General features: G+C 31.6%; 14 protein-coding genes. 13 read left to right on the top strand and 1 reads right to left on the bottom strand.

Annotation, left to right across the window (positions count from 1 at the left end; genetic code table 11):
- Positions 1-21 precede the first annotated feature (21 nt).
- The 4 genes from gmk (at position 22) to priA (ending at position 4,649) form a co-directional block, all read left to right on the top strand.
- On the top strand, positions 22-645 hold the full coding sequence (gene gmk, locus LQ688_RS11355; protein ID WP_017000160.1) for a guanylate kinase: 624 nt from the start codon (positions 22-24) through the stop codon (positions 643-645).
- Positions 645-845: a DNA-directed RNA polymerase subunit omega gene (rpoZ, locus tag LQ688_RS11350; protein ID WP_017000158.1), complete on the top strand. Its 201-nt coding sequence runs from the start codon at positions 645-647 to the stop codon at positions 843-845. Before gmk ends, rpoZ begins: the two co-directional genes overlap by 1 nt.
- Positions 846-1,041: 196 nt before the next feature.
- Positions 1,042-2,244 carry a bifunctional phosphopantothenoylcysteine decarboxylase/phosphopantothenate--cysteine ligase CoaBC gene (gene coaBC, locus LQ688_RS11345; protein ID WP_239752767.1) on the top strand — a complete coding sequence of 401 codons (1,203 nt, stop codon included), beginning with the start codon at positions 1,042-1,044 and terminating at the stop codon, positions 2,242-2,244.
- On the top strand, positions 2,241-4,649 hold the full coding sequence (gene priA, locus LQ688_RS11340; RefSeq protein ID WP_218705430.1) for a primosomal protein N': 2,409 nt from the start codon (positions 2,241-2,243) through the stop codon (positions 4,647-4,649). The genes coaBC and priA overlap by 4 nt, the downstream gene beginning before the upstream one ends.
- Positions 4,650-4,711: 62 nt before the next feature.
- On the opposite strand, the gene LQ688_RS11335 is transcribed toward priA, so the two are convergent.
- The gene (locus LQ688_RS11335; RefSeq protein ID WP_239724731.1) at positions 4,712-5,596 is read right to left on the bottom strand and encodes a c-type cytochrome; all 885 of its coding nucleotides are present in this window, start codon (positions 5,594-5,596) and stop codon (positions 4,712-4,714) included.
- A 214-nt stretch (positions 5,597-5,810) separates the two neighbouring features.
- On the opposite strand from LQ688_RS11335, the gene LQ688_RS11330 reads away from it, so the two are divergent.
- The 9 genes from LQ688_RS11330 to LQ688_RS11290 all read left to right on the top strand — a co-directional run bounded on the left by LQ688_RS11330 (position 5,811) and on the right by LQ688_RS11290 (position 15,964).
- Complete coding sequence (locus tag LQ688_RS11330) at positions 5,811-7,004, top strand: FtsW/RodA/SpoVE family cell cycle protein (protein WP_239724732.1); 1,194 nt, start codon at positions 5,811-5,813, stop codon at positions 7,002-7,004.
- Positions 7,005-7,015: 11 nt separating this feature from the next.
- Positions 7,016-7,948, top strand: a complete 933-nt coding sequence (locus LQ688_RS11325; protein ID WP_064211544.1) for an LCP family protein — start codon at positions 7,016-7,018, stop codon at positions 7,946-7,948.
- A gap of 110 nt (positions 7,949-8,058) precedes the next feature.
- Positions 8,059-8,547 (top strand): peptide deformylase, encoded by a 489-nt coding sequence (def, locus tag LQ688_RS11320; protein WP_017000140.1) that lies wholly within the window; start codon positions 8,059-8,061, stop codon positions 8,545-8,547.
- Complete coding sequence (gene fmt / locus LQ688_RS11315; protein WP_017000138.1) at positions 8,540-9,472, top strand: methionyl-tRNA formyltransferase; 933 nt, start codon at positions 8,540-8,542, stop codon at positions 9,470-9,472. The genes def and fmt overlap by 8 nt, the downstream gene beginning before the upstream one ends.
- Positions 9,469-10,779 carry a 16S rRNA (cytosine(967)-C(5))-methyltransferase RsmB gene (gene rsmB, locus LQ688_RS11310; protein WP_174700880.1) on the top strand — a complete coding sequence of 437 codons (1,311 nt, stop codon included), beginning with the start codon at positions 9,469-9,471 and terminating at the stop codon, positions 10,777-10,779. Before fmt ends, rsmB begins: the two co-directional genes overlap by 4 nt.
- A gap of 1 nt (position 10,780) precedes the next feature.
- Positions 10,781-11,872, top strand: a complete 1,092-nt coding sequence (gene rlmN / locus LQ688_RS11305) for a dual-specificity RNA methyltransferase RlmN (RefSeq protein WP_017000134.1) — start codon at positions 10,781-10,783, stop codon at positions 11,870-11,872.
- A gap of 3 nt (positions 11,873-11,875) precedes the next feature.
- Entirely contained in the window at positions 11,876-12,622 is a 747-nt protein-coding gene (locus LQ688_RS11300) for a Stp1/IreP family PP2C-type Ser/Thr phosphatase (protein ID WP_026023681.1), read from the top strand.
- Positions 12,619-14,610, top strand: a complete 1,992-nt coding sequence (gene pknB, locus LQ688_RS11295; RefSeq protein WP_017000131.1) for a Stk1 family PASTA domain-containing Ser/Thr kinase — start codon at positions 12,619-12,621, stop codon at positions 14,608-14,610. Before LQ688_RS11300 ends, pknB begins: the two co-directional genes overlap by 4 nt.
- A gap of 163 nt (positions 14,611-14,773) precedes the next feature.
- Positions 14,774-15,964, top strand: a complete 1,191-nt coding sequence (locus tag LQ688_RS11290) for a S41 family peptidase (RefSeq protein ID WP_064211541.1) — start codon at positions 14,774-14,776, stop codon at positions 15,962-15,964.
- The last annotated feature ends 61 nt before the right edge of the window (positions 15,965-16,025 follow it).

Raw genomic sequence — 16,025 nt, 5'->3', positions numbered from 1 at the left:
CATTAGGAAAGGTCGTTTGACATGAACATAGAAAAAGGGTTACTGATTGTTCTCTCAGGTCCGTCTGGTGTCGGAAAAGGAACAGTAAGAAAATCAATCTTTGATGATCCTAGTACCGATTTTAAATATTCTATCTCAATGACTACAAGGAATATGCGTCCAGGTGAAACTGATGGCGTAGATTATTTCTTTAAATCAAGAGAAGAATTTGAAGCTTTAATTGCCGATGATCAATTTATAGAGTATGCTGAATATGTAGGTAATTATTATGGTACACCTGTACAATATGTAAGGGATACAATGGATAACGGATATGATGTATTTTTAGAAATTGAAGTGGAAGGTGCTAAACAAGTTAGAAAGAAGTTTCCTGAAGCTTTATTTATATTCTTAGCTCCACCAAGTTTAGAGCATTTAAAAGAAAGACTTGTTGGTAGAGGCACAGAATCGAATGAAATTATTCAAAATCGTATTACTGAAGCCCGTAAAGAAGTAGAAATGATGAATCTTTACGATTATGTTGTCGTGAACGACGAAGTAGAATTAGCGAAAGCACGTATTCAATCAATTGTTGAAGCTGAACATTTGAAAAGAGAACGTGTAGAAGCTAGATATAGAAAAATGATATTGGAGGCAAAAAAATAATGTTATATCCAGCACAAAATGAACTTAAAGATAGTATTAACTCTAAATATTTAATCGTAACAACAGCTGCAAAGAGAGCACGTGAACTTCAAGAATATCCTGATAGTTTATTATTAGATGAGTATCGTTCTCTTAAAAATGTAGGACAAGCACTTGAAGAGATTGCAGCTCATAAAGTACAAGCTAAACTACAAGATTAATATCTCCATAATATCAGCAGGCTGGGACATTATTATGTCTCAGCCTTGTTTATTATATATACAGTAGCTGATTGGACTGGAAATGCGCTTATAACATACTTTTTTCAATTTAATATATAGATTGAATTCATGACAGTATAAATTAAAGAATGTATAATAAGTGTTAATAATAATTGTAATTTGGAGGCGTACACAAATGAAGAATATACTTCTAGCTGTTACTGGTGGCATAGCTGCCTATAAAGCGATTGATTTAACAAGTAAATTAACACAAAACGGATACGTAGTGAGAGTGATGTTAACTGAAAATGCCCAACAATTTGTTACTCCTCTAGCTTTCCAAGCAATCAGCCGTAATCATGTTTATACAGATACTTTTGACGAAAAAGATGTTAGTGAAATACAACATATTACTATAGCAGATTGGGCTGATGCTGTTATTGTTGCGCCTGCTACCGCAAATACTATTAGTAAGTTGGCAAATGGGTTAGCAGATAATATGGTCACATCTACATTACTAGCGACTACAGCGCCTGTATTTATCGCACCAGCGATGAATGTTCATATGTTGGAACATCCTTCTATAGTAGCGAACATGGCTAAATTAAGAGAGTATGGTTATAAATTTATTGCACCTGGAGAAGGATATTTAGCATGTGGTTATGTAGCCAAAGGAAGAATGGAAGAACCGATTACAATATTAACGATTATTGATGATTATTTTAAAGAAAATTTAAACCTTCAAACTTTTTCATTACAAGGCAAAAAAGTTTTGATAACTGCAGGTCCGACTATAGAAAAAGTTGACGCAGTAAGATACTTTACAAATCGCTCTAGTGGAAAGATGGGTTATGCACTGGCTGAAGCAGCAAGAGACCTAGGTGCCGAAGTTATATTAGTAAGTGGAGAAACTCAATTGTCTCAGCCTAAAGGTGTGGAATACGTCCAAATTACAAGTGCAGAAGATATGTTTCAAGCTGTGAAACAGTACAAAGATAATATGGATATGATTATTAAAGCTGCAGCTGTAGCTGACTATACTCCAGTTGAAACATCAGATAAGAAAATGAAAAAGCAAGATGGCGACCTTGAATTAGTCTTTAAACGAACGACAGATATTTTAAAATATTTAGGTGAACATAAACAAAATCAATATTTAGTTGGTTTTGCAGCGGAAACTGACAATGTAGAAAAATATGCTATGGGTAAATTAAAAAAGAAAAATGCAGATGTGATTATTTCTAATCATGTTGCAAATCAGGAAATTGGATTTAAATCTTCTGATAACGAAGTTGAAATGTTCTTTGCTAATGGAGATAGAGTACCATTTAAAAAAGAATCCAAACAAAAAATAGCATTTAAAATTTTAAACGAAATTACAAGTAGGTGGAATTCTTGATAGCTCATGTAGTAGTAGATATACCTTCTAAAAATGTAGATAAAACGTTCGATTACAAAATACCACAAGACATTGAAGAAATCGTTAAAGTTGGTGTGCGTGTAGAAGTGCCATTTGGTTCAAGAAAAATCCAAGGCTTTGTTATCGACATTAGTGAACATTTATCTAGTGATATAGATGCCTCTAAATTAAAATCAATAATAAGAGTTAAAGATTTTAAACCAGAACTTACATCTGAATTGATTAAGTTAAGTGAATGGATGGCGAATTTTCATTTAGTTAAACGTATATCCGCTCTAGAAATCATGTTGCCAAGCGCTGTGAAAGCAAAATACCAAAAAGTTTATCAAGTAAATGACCCAGAACCTTTACCGGCAGAATTGTTAAATACCTTCAATAAAGAAGGTATTTTAACTTTTGATCAAGCTCAGAAACTACAAATTGTTTCAGAGCTTGAACATTTTGTAGATAAAGAAATATTGTCTAAAGATACGATTGTAGGTCAACAATTAACGCGTAAATATGCAACATGTGTACGGATTATACCGACTGATAGATTAGATGAAATATTGGAAGCTATTAGTAAAAAGGAAAAACAATTAGATGTGTTAAATTATTTGATAGAGCATCGTCATGAGGATGTGTTGTTAAGAACATTAAAAGAAGAAGGATTTTCAAATTCTAGTATTCAAACACTTGTGAAAAATCAAGTATTGGAAAAATATGAAGCGATCGTTAATCGTGATCCGTATGAGAACAGAATATTCGAAAAAGAAAATAATAAAGAACTTACTGAAGCTCAGCAATCAGCTTTTGAAAATATAGATAAATCAGTTTCAAATGAAGAATCAAAGACATTTCTATTACACGGTGTCACAGGTTCAGGTAAAACTGAAGTGTATTTACAAACGATAGAAAACGTCCTTAATCGAGGTGAACAAGCAATAATGCTTGTTCCTGAAATTGCATTGACGCCACAAATGGTTAATAGATTCAAAGCGAGATTTGGTGATGAAGTTGCAGTTCTTCATTCAGGCTTATCAAAAGGCGAAAAGTATGATGAATGGCAAAAAATTAGAGATGGTAAGGCGAGCGTTTCAGTCGGTGCTAGATCAAGTGTCTTTGCACCATTTGAAAATTTAGGTCTTATTATAATTGACGAGGAACATGAATCGACATATAAACAAGAAGATTATCCAAGATATCATGCCCGTGAAATTGCCATATGGAGAAGTGAATATCATAATTGTCCTGTTGTGCTAGGCTCAGCAACGCCAAGTTTAGAAACATTTGCACGCGCAGAAAAAGGTGTTTATCATTATTTAGGATTACCAGACAGAGTGAATTTGCAAAAAATGCCTGAAATAGCGTTAGTGGATATGAGAGAAGAACTTCAAGCAGGGAACCGTTCAATGTTCTCTGAACCATTAACAAGAGCGATTCAAGATAGAATCAATAAAAATGAACAAATCGTATTGTTCTTAAACAGAAGAGGTCATTCGTCATTTGTATTATGTAGAGATTGTGGACATGTACCGCAATGTCCAAATTGTGATATTTCATTAACTTATCATAAAACAACAGATGATTTAAAATGTCATTATTGTGGATATAGTGAACCGATGCCACCGACTTGTCCAAGTTGTGGTAGTGAACATATTAGACAAATGGGTGTGGGTACACAAAAGGTTGAAGAACTTATATATGAAACATTCGATAATGCCAAAGTTATTCGAATGGACGTAGATACTACGTCTAAAAAAGGCGCCCATGAGCGACTGTTAAATGCATTTGGAAATCAAGAAGCAAATATATTATTAGGAACACAGATGATTGCTAAAGGATTAGACTTTGAAAATATAACATTAGTCGGAGTTCTAAATGCAGATACAATGTTGAACTTGCCTGATTTTAGATCAAGCGAAAAAACATTCCAGCTCTTAACACAAGTAGCAGGGCGTGCAGGAAGACATGAGAAGACTGGAGAAGTAATGATACAAACATATAATCCAGAACATTACGCTATTCTAGACGTAACTAAAAATGATTACTTATCTTTTTATGAAAAAGAAATGAAATTCAGACAAGTAGGAAGATATCCACCATATTACTTCCTTGTTAACTTGACCATTAGTCATTTCGATAAAAGAAAAGTATTAAAAGCATCGAAACATATACATGATATTTTAGTACAACATGTGACACCACAATCATTTGTGTTGGGTCCTTCACCAAGTCCGTTATCACGTATTAACAACCAACATAGATTCCAAATACTTATTAAATTTAAAAGCGAACCAGGGCTACTTACAGCACTGCAATACTTAGATGATTACTATCACGAACAATACATGAAAGATAAACTATCATTAGAGATTGATATAAATCCTCAAATGATGATGTAGAAGTTATATATAGCACCAATTAACCCCTCTAACTTTAAAATAAGCTAGAGGGGTTAAATCAATTATTTAGAACTTACTTCTTCTAATTCCTGCCAATCATAATCATGATTTAATATTTGTTCCCTTTCTTTTTCAGAAATTTTATCGTCAGGTTCTTCACCTTTTGGATAAAAATTTTCTTTTGATTTATTTACAAACTCTGGTCTATCTTGCGTCAATATATAAGCAGTTATGTCTGAAGCTTCTTGTTTGCTCAACGTTCCTTCTTCACCAAAAGGCATATTATGGTAAATGAAGTCATACATTTTTGAAAATCTACTCATACCTGCACCAGTATTAAATGAGTCTGGTCCCCATAACGATGGTCCTGTAAATGGGGCACTCGATGAACCATTGCCATGACAAGATAAACAATTATTTCTATCGAATGCCTCTTTTCCTTTATCTACATTAGGTTCAGGTATATTTTTTGCTTGTTCTATCTCTGGTGCTTCAGATTTTTTAATGTCTTCACTAATAAAATCTAAATAAGCTACCATTGCTTTCATTTCCTCACTATTTTCTTTGATAGGTTTCCCATTCATACTCCTAGCAAAACACCCATTAATTCGCTCTTTAAGTGAAACATCTCTACCTTCACGGTCTCTGTATTGTGGGTATTTTTTAGAGACACCCTCTAGAGAAAGAGCATTTCCATTTCCTCCTTGAGCATGACAACTCGTACAAGCTAATTTGTTTCCAACATGCTCAGGCATTTTAGAGTTGGTATAAATCATTAATTCTTCCCCTTTACGTAATAACTTTCCTTTTTCAGTGTCAAGGTCAGTCGTCCGAACTGATTTTACTGAACTTTCTTTTTCTGATTTTTTTTCGTCGTTAGAACATGCAGTAATTAAGATCAAAACAAATAAAATTAAAGTTCCAAATATAATTTTATTATATTTCATTTAACCCCCTCCTTAATTGTATGCAATTTTAGTATACAATACAGAGTGCAATAATTTAACTAAATTATATTTTTACATTTTGAAATAATTTTATTTAATTCCATTGTTTATTTCAATATATATTTGTTGAATAAAACAATAATGATATTTAGGTTATCCTAAAATATGTTTGACTAACATAATAAAAAAAGTTACGATTGTTTGAGAATGTGGGGTGTATAAAATTAGATTTAAAAATTATAATAAAATAAATAAAAATGTGGATAAAAGTATTTTATTTTGTTATTTAATATTGGGGATTATAGGAATTATATTTATTTACAGCGCAAGTATGGTTCCTGCACGAATGGGTTCATTAACAAATGGAAATATAATTAATAGTAATCATTTTATGGTCAGGCAATCTATATTTATATTTGTAGGTACTTTAATTGTTCTATTTATTGCTTATTTTGTGGACATTGATGCTTTAAAAGCGAAAGCATTTCAACAATTTATTATTATCGGTGTCATCATTTTACTTATTATTACCTTGATTTTAGGAAGTGAAATTAATGGTTCTAAAAATTGGCTTAATTTAGGTTTTTTCAGCATACAATCTTCAGAATTTCTAAAGTTAGCCTCTATCATATATCTTTCATACATAATCGATAAAAAAATGTCCCAAGCAAGGATATATAACATTAAAACTTTATTACCCCCATTGTTTATGCTAGGTTTTGGTTTAGTTTTAATCTTAGTTCAAGGTGATTTAGGCGGCACAATATTAAATATTGGTATTATATTGTTTATTTTAATGTATTCAGATATAAAAAATATTGTAAAAATTCAATTATTCAGTTCGATTTCACTGCCATTTGTAATCTATTTAATTTACACATTAATATTTGATACAAAAAATACATACAGATTGAATCGAATTAAAGTAATCATGGAACCATTTAAATATGAAAATGGTGAAGGTTATCAATTATCTAATTCTTTATTAGCAATTGGTAATGGCGGCGTTACTGGTCAAGGTATGGGGAACGGCATTATGAAATTAGGTTATTTACCTGAACCACACACAGATTTTATATTTTCAGTTTTAGCTGAAGAAGCAGGTTTAATAGGGGTTATCGCAGTTATAGCATTATATATGTATATAACATTTAAAGGGATTATATACGCTAATACGACTAAAAATAATTACTACAAAATAATTTGTATAGGTGTAGTTAGTTATTTATTTTTACAAGTATTCATTAATTTAGCTGGAATATCAGGAATAATACCTTTAACAGGTGTTACACTTCCTTTATTAAGTTATGGAGGTTCTTCTCTTTTAAGTATCAGTGTTGCTTTCGGGCTATTACTCGCTACTACTAAAAAGATAAATATGGAAAAAGATTTAGAAACTGATAAATAGGGAGCGAAAACATGAAATTAACAAGAAAAGGTAAAATTGTCATAGCATTGTTTATCATCTTGGTTATAGGATCAACAATAACGATTTATGTAAAATCAAGACTGAACCAATTCAATGTTAATGTTCAAGAAAAGATAGGCACTAAAGAAGAACAAAAAGAATCCGTAGATAAAATTAAAAATAAAAAACCTTTATCAATTGCAATTTTTGGTGTTGATACTGATGAAAAAAGAGACGAAGAAAATATAGGGCAAAGAACTGATTCGATGTTGATTGCATCAGTTAATCCTAAAGAAGAAACTACAAAGCTTTTAACATTACCTAGAGATACAAACGTTTATATTAATGATATAGAGAGAAACGAAAAAATAGCACATGCCTATGCATATGGAGGCGCTAAGACAGCAATAGATACAATCAAGAATAATTTTGACATACCAATAGATGGTTATATAACAATTGATATGGATGGGTTCGAAGAAATTATAGACATTATTGATGGTATAGAAGTTACAAGCAATGCTTCATTTTCTTTTAATGGGTCAACATTTAAAGAAGGAAAGAAAACCAATCTTAACGGCAAACAAGCACTTGATTATGTTAGAAGTAGGAAACAAGAGGGTGCTGGTGGAGATGAAGGTAGAACAGCGAGGCAAAGACAAGTTATTGAAGCTGTGTCACAAAAAGTGACGGAAAGTAAAAATGTTATAACATTAAATAAAATTCTAAAAGCAAGCGAAAAAAATGTTAAGTCGAATTATTCGGCAGGAGATTTTAAAAATTTATATGAAAGCTATAAAAAAGGTGCAAATCATATTGATAAATTGTCATTAGATGGAATGAATCAAATAGAAGATGATGGTATATGGTATTTTGAACCTGACGAGCAATCTAAGAAAACTATAATAGAAGAATATAAAACCAATTTACAAATAGATACATAATGGTATTTGTATAAAGTGTTTTTAAAATTTTAAAAAGGCAGTTATAGCTGTCTTTTTTATTTGTTTTAAGTTATAATTATACGATGAGTTTTTATAAAGGAGCGATAGATATGGCTGTAAAACCACTTGTTACTGCCCCCAATCCAATTTTAAATAGAGAAGTTAAAGATGTCGTAAATTTTGATGAATCAATAAAGCAATTAATTGCTGATTTAGAAGATACAATGTTTGACAATGATGGTGTTGGAATTGCCGCGCCACAAATTGGTGTTGATTTAAAAGTTGCGCTTGTTGATATGGAGCAAGATGGTATTTTGCAGCTTATAAACCCAACTATTTTAACACAATCTGAAAAAACTGAAACAGATGTAGAAGGTTGTCTCAGCGTTCCGGGTGTTTATGGTGAGGTTGAAAGAAGTGTCATGATTACTGTTAAGAGTAAAGATTTAAATGGTAATGATGTAGAATTAACTGCATATGATGATATTGCGAGAATTATTTTACACGAGATTGATCATTTATATGGTGAGTTGTTTACAGATAAAATGACGAGAGAAGTTAGTGAAGAAGAGTTAGAGGAGATGTATAAGGATGAGTAAAATTGTTTTTATGGGTACGCCTGATTTTTCTACAGGTGTGTTAGAGATGCTTATTCAAGAGTATGATGTAATTGCAGTTGTAACACAACCAGATCGTCCTGTTGGCAGAAAGAAGATACTAACACCACCGCCAGTTAAAAAGGTAGCATTAGAACATAATATACCTGTATATCAACCTGAAAAACTAAATAATTCTTCTGAATTAGAAGAAATCATTAACTTAAAACCTGATTTAATCGTGACAGCTGCATTTGGGCAATTATTACCTAAATCTTTGCTTGATGCGCCAAAACATAAAGCAATCAATGTGCATGCTTCATTGTTACCTAAATATAGAGGTGGCGCGCCAATTCATTATGCTGTAATGAATGGAGAGAAAAAAACAGGAATTACGATTATGTACATGGCAGAAAAATTAGATGCAGGAAATATTATTAGTCAAGACGAAGTTGAAATACTTGAAAATGACACAGTAGGAGAAGTTCACGATAAACTAGCAACACTTGGGACAGAATTGTTGAAGAAAACTTTACCTACTATTTTTAATGGTACTAATGATAGCATTGTTCAAGACGACAGTTTAGCTACATTTGCATCGAATATTTCTAGAGAAGACGAACGAATTGATTGGACTAAAGATGCTCAAACAATTCACAATCACATTCGTGGATTATCACCTTGGCCGGTTGCTTATACGACTATGGACGGTAAAAACTTAAAGCTGTGGCGTAGTGAAATCGTTGAGAATGTCAAAGGTGAACCAGGTGAAATCATTGAAACGACTAAAGATGCAATTATTGTTGCGACTGGTTCCGAAGATGGCGTTGCTTTAACTGAAATACAATTAGCAGGTAAAAAACGTGTAAAGACACGTGATTATATAAGCGGATTACAATCCAAAATTGATGGGACAAAATTAATATGATGAATAATAATGTAAGATATGTTGCTTTAACGATATTAGACGACGTACTAACAGGTGAAGCATACAGTAATCTACAGCTTAATGAAGCAATTAAAAATGAAGCTGTATCAAAAAAAGATATAGGCTTATTAACTGAGCTTGTATATGGAACAATACAAAGAAAAATCACTTTGGAATATTTAATAGAGCCTTTTATACAAACTAAATTAAAAGGTTGGATGAAACGTTTATTAATCATGAGCGCGTATCAATATGTTTATTTAGATAAAGTGCCAGATCATGCAATTATTAACGAAGCCGTAAACATAGCAAAAAATCGTGGTGACCTGCATAATAGTAAAGCTATAAACGCTATACTTAGAAGTTTCATGGCAGCACCTTTGAGAACATTTGATGAAATTAAACATGATGACAAAAGGTTATCAGTTGAAGCTAGTGTGCCTCTATGGTTAACAAAACATTGGATTACTCATTTTGGTTACGAAAAAACAAAAGAAATGTGTTTATTAAGTTTAACGCCTCCTGATACAACGGTAAGAGTGAATACGACAAGAATTACAGTTTCAGAAGCTATTGAAAGATTGGAAAGTAACGGTTATACTGTCGAATTAGATAAAGATATTGAACGTTGTTTGCACATTAAAGGTGAACCAATAGTGAACGATCGATTATTTAAAGACGGACTTCTTTCAGTTCAAGATAAAAGTTCAATGTTCGTAGCTGAAATAATGAATGTTAAAGAAGGTAGTACTGTATTAGATGCTTGTAGTGCACCTGGAGGAAAAACGTGTCATATAGCTGAAATGCTTAACCAAACTGGTCAAGTTGATGCTTATGATATTCATCCACATAAAATCGATTTGATTGATTTTAATGTTAAAAAGTTAAGACTTAAAAATGTAAATACTGATGTTCATGACGCTACGCAACCATTTAATCAAACTTATGATTATATTTTAGTTGATGCGCCATGTAGTGGGTTTGGGGTAATGAGAAGAAAACCTGAAATCAAATATGAAAAAACATCAAAAGATGTAGAAGCATTATGGCATTTACAATTGGAAATTTTAGAAAATGCAAGTAAATCTTTAGCACCTGGTGGAGAACTTGTTTATTCAACATGTACGATTGAACAAATGGAAAATGAAAACGTTGTTTATTCGTTTTTAAAAGCTAATAAAGACTTTGAATTCTCGACTTTTATAGACCCAAGAACCAATCAAGAAACGAAAACGTTACAATTACTCCCTCAAGATTATAATTCTGATGGATTCTTTATTACTAAAGTGAAAAGAAAGGAAAGATAATATGCCCGCGATACAGAAAAAGCGTAATAAATTTATGCCTAACTTTGAAAGACCTTCAATATATTCTTTACAGTTGGGAGAATTGGAAGATTGGTTAGTAGAACAATCAGAACCAAAATTTAGAGCAAAACAAATTTTTGATTGGCTGTATGTAAAAAGAATAAATTCTTTTAGCGAAATGACAAATTTATCAAAAGAATTAAGAGAAAAATTAGCTCAATCATTTGAAATCACTACATTAGAAGTAGCAGTTAAACAAGAAAGTAAAGATGGCACGATAAAATTTTTATTTGAACTTCAAGATGGGTACACAATTGAAACAGTTTTAATGAGACATGAGTATGGTAATTCCGTTTGTGTAACGACTCAAGTAGGTTGTCGTATCGGTTGTACATTCTGTGCATCATCTATAGGTGGATTAAAACGTAACTTAGAAGCGGGAGAAATTGTATCTCAAGTTCTAACAGTACAAAAAGCACTTGATGAAACTGATGAGAGAGTAAGCCAAGTTGTTATTATGGGTATTGGTGAACCATTTGAGAACTATGATGAAATGATGGGCTTCTTAAAAATTATTAACCATGACAAAGGTTTAAATATTGGTGCGCGTCACATTACAGTTTCAACTTCAGGTATCATTCCAAAAATTTACGATTTCGCAAATGAATCATTACAAATTAACTTTGCTTTAAGTTTACATGCTGCTGATAATGAAACACGTTCAAGATTAATGCCAATTAACAGAGCATATGATTTAGATAAATTAATGGAAGCTATTGAATATTACGTAGAAAAAACTAATCGTCGTATAACATTTGAATATGGTTTATTTGGAGGCGTGAATGACCAAGTTCATCATGCGAGACAACTAGCAGAAATGATTAAACATTTAAATTGCCATGTGAATTTAATTCCAGTAAATCATGTACCAGAGCGCGACTATGTTAAAACAACAAAAGAAGATATCTTTAAATTCGAAAATGAATTAAAAAGAAGAGGTATCAATGCTACAATTAGACGTAACCAAGGTGCAGACATTGATGCTGCATGCGGACAATTAAGAGCAAAAGAGCGAAAAGAAGAAACGAGGTAACAAATCATGGAAGCACGTTTTTTTACAGATGTCGGTCAATTTCGGGAACAAAATGAAGATGCAGGTGGAATCTATGTAAACCAGACTGGTCAAGAATTACTTGTAATTTGTGATGGAATGGGAGGCCACGCTGCAGGAGAAGTTGCAAGTCAATTTGTGAATGATTCACTTAAAGAAAGATTCGAAAATGAAAATTATATTGAATTTGAACAAGCTGAAGCATGGTTGAAATCGAACTTATCAGAAATCAATAGACATTTATATAACGAATCGATGAGCCACGATGCATATAGAGGCATGGGAACTACATGTGTTTGTGTATTAATTTACGAAAAAGATGTCGTAGTGGCAAATATTGGTGATTCACGTGCTTACTTGATTAATAATCGAGAAATGATGCAATTAACAGATGATCATACATTTGTTAATCATCTTGTTTCGATTGGAGAAATAACAAAAGAAGAAGCATTTACTCATCCACAAAAAAATATTATTACTAAAGTTATGGGTACAGATAAACGTGTTATCGCCGATGTATTTTATTTTAATACTAAATTCTACGATTATTTATTATTAAATTCAGACGGTTTAACAGATTATTTACATGAAAATGATGTTCAAGAAATTATCATGTCTCATGAAGGAACAGTTGATGAAATAGGTAAAGATTTGATAGACGCTACCATTAACGCCGAAGGGAAAGATAATATTTCACTTATATTATGTCCATTCGAAGGTGGAAAAATATGATAGGTCGCATAATCGCCGGTCGCTATGAGTTTGTGAAGTATTTAGGTGGCGGTGGTATGAGCAATGTTTATTTAGCAAAAGATAATATATTAGATCGTAAAGTTGCAGTAAAGGTTATCAATATACCGCCTTATGAAAAAGAAAAAACTGTCGAACGTTTCGAAAGAGAAGTTCAAAACACAACAATCTTAAGCCACAATAATATTGTGAACGTCTTAGATGTTGAAGAAGATGATAATTGTTACTATTTAGTAATGGAATATATAGAAGGACCAACTTTGAAAGAATATTTAATTAAAGAAGGTCGATTATCTGCTGAAGAAGCGATTGAAATGACGCTTCAAATATTAAAGGGTATTGCTCATGCACATCATCACCGAATTATCCATCGCGATATAAAACCACAAAATATTTTAATGACTCAACATGGCACTTTAAAAATATTAGATTTTGGAATTGCTAGAGCTTTAAGTGAAACAGCATTAACTGAAACCAACCATGTAATGGGATCGGTACAATATTTGTCTCCTGAACAAGCTAAAGGTCAATCTACAGATGAATCTTCAGATATATACTCAATCGGTATTGTACTTTATGAATTACTAACTGGTCATCCACCTTTTAGTGGAGAAACGCCAGTTAGTGTGGCAATTAAACATATTCAAGAAGAAATACCATCTGTGAAAGAAGAACGACCATCTATCCCACAAAGCGTTGAAAATGTAATAATGAAAGCAACTCAAAAGGAAAAAGCTTTAAGATATCGAGATACAGACGAAATGTATTTTGATTTACAGACAGCTTTGGATGATGAAAGAAAAGATGAAACGCCAAGATATAATACAAATTCTGAGACAAAGACGATACCAGTTGTTAAATCAGAAAGTTCCAATGAACATACAAAAGCTGTACCTGTTGCTTCGGCGTCTAACAGTCAGACTAATTCAGCTCAAAACAATGAAAGTAGTAAACCAAAACGTAAAAAGAGCAAATGGTTGATTATATTTGTTCCGATTTTATTAGTGTTCATGCTTTTAGGCGCTATTGGTTTTGCTTTGACTGCTCCTAAGTATGAAGATGTACCAAATTTACTTGGTAAATCTAGAGGTGAAGCAATGGCGCTAATAGATGAAAAAGGTCTGAGAAAAGGCAAAATTACAGAAGATTTCAGTAATAATTTCAAAGAAGGCGAAGTAATGAAAGTTTCGCCAAAAGTAGGAACAAGAGTTAAAGAAATGACTAAAGTTGATTTAGTGATTTCTAAAGGTATAGAAACTTTTACAGTCGAAGACTATATTGGGAAATCCAGTGAAGAAATTAAAGAAAAACTAGAGAAAAGCGGTTTTGATTCTGTAAGAATAAAAGAGGAATATGATAGTGCTACTGAAGGGTCTATAATTAATCAAAGTATTGAGCCAGGCAGTAAAGTTGTGCCTAAAGATACCACGATTATTTTAACTAAATCTATTGGTGTTGAACAAGCTTTTGTAAAAGATTATACAGGTGAAAATATAGATACTGCTAAATCTGAATTAGAGGATTTAGGATTTAAAGTAGAAACTAAAGAAGTAGATTCTAAAAAGTCAAAAGACACTATCGTTAAACAGTCATATAAAAATGTACAATTACCTGTAGATTCAACAATATACTTTAATATATCTAATGGTAAAAAAGAAAAATCGGATTCAGATGAAGAAAATTCAAAAGATGAAGACAAAGATGATGAAGATAGTTTAAGTGATAAAACGTATAATCAAACAGTTTATATACCTTTTACAGGTTCTGATAGTAAAAAAGGTCAAAAAGTAGAAATATTTATTAAAGATAAATCACATAAAATAAAAGATGCTACTGAAACTTTCACTATTAAAAAAGATACAACCAAAACTTTAAATTTCGTAATACCTGAAGATGAATCAGCAGAGTATCGTGTTGTAGTAGACGGCAAAGAAATAGAAAGTAACGAGATTGATTATGATGATTTCTAAAACATTTAAATTTTAAAATGTCCAAGACAATTATAAGTAGTAAAAGTTCTGTTATTAAGGATTTTTACTACTTTTTTATTAGGGGAATTAACGAATTTAAAAAATAATTGATTTCAGCAGTTGTTATTAGTAAAATTTAGAAAACGGTTATGAGGTGAATGAAATGTTGCCATATGTATCAATATTTGAATATATTCATAAACAAGTTGAACATAATATAAATACACAAGAATCTATACTTGAAGTATACAAAGAGTATGAAAATATAGTGAACTCACCTCAACTAACAGATAAAGTGTTTATCGAAGTGATTAATAATTATTTCTATGATGCAAACATAAAGTATAGTAGCTTAACAGCCTTAAAAGAACAAAAGCAACAAGTTGGATTTAAAGTAAGAGCTACTAAAGATGCTTTAATTGTCACTGAAGTAACGGATGACCTGAGATTTGTAGTAGGTGATGAAATTACAGCACTTTCTGGAGATGGAATTGAATATTGTCGAAAAAGATATCATCGTATTTTAGGTGAGGAACCTTATCATCGTGAAGATTGGCATCATATTTTAACATTGCAAAATGATGTTGATATAAATAGAAGTCATCAATCTTACCATTTCGAATTAAAAAAGTATATATTCAAAGAAGAGGCACAAATTCGAATTTATGAAAGAGATGAAATTCCAATTGTAAATATTAAAGGTAATATTTCATTTGAACAAACAATTGATGCATTATATCAATTATCAAAAATTAAAAGTTCTCGAATCATATTTGACGTAAGAAATGCGAATTTCGACAGATTAAGCATCGCTGAATTTTTAATACCATATTTTTATGAGGTTGGCTTACGCTCGCAAGTTGGAACTAATGAAGCGCAAGTTGAAACTACAATTGAAAAACATACAAATTTATTTATAAGAAAACTTGAAAAGCTGTATAAAGAGTCTGAAGAAATGAATGAACAAGCTTTTTATCAAAATATTATCGATCAAACAGAAGGAAATTGGCAATATTTTGATGATAATCAAATTGAATTCACAGGACTAAGTCGCTTCGAAGATATAACAATTATAATAGACAAAGATACAGAGACGGCTGCAGAATGGTTTGTTCAAAAAGTTCAAAATTCAAACATAGTTAACGTAATTGGTAGACCTACAAAAGGTGATTTATCATATATGGATTTGGTTGAGGAGAAGATAGACCAACGTTTTCTATTAAGCTATCCTGTTTATAATCTAAAAAGAAAAAATTATGATTCAATGGTCTATCCAAATGAGCTCATTGAATGGTCAAAAAGACACGCATTATATGATTACGATATTAAATTTGCTATTAATAATAGATGTTAATTGATTATTTCGTCAGAAAATGAAATAATATGAAAGTATATGAAATTTACAATAATTTAGG

It is taken from the genome of Mammaliicoccus sp. J-M40, from assembly GCF_022386395.1.
Classification (GTDB): domain Bacteria; phylum Bacillota; class Bacilli; order Staphylococcales; family Staphylococcaceae; genus Mammaliicoccus; species Mammaliicoccus lentus.
This window is presented reverse-complemented; position numbering and strand designations above follow the sequence as displayed.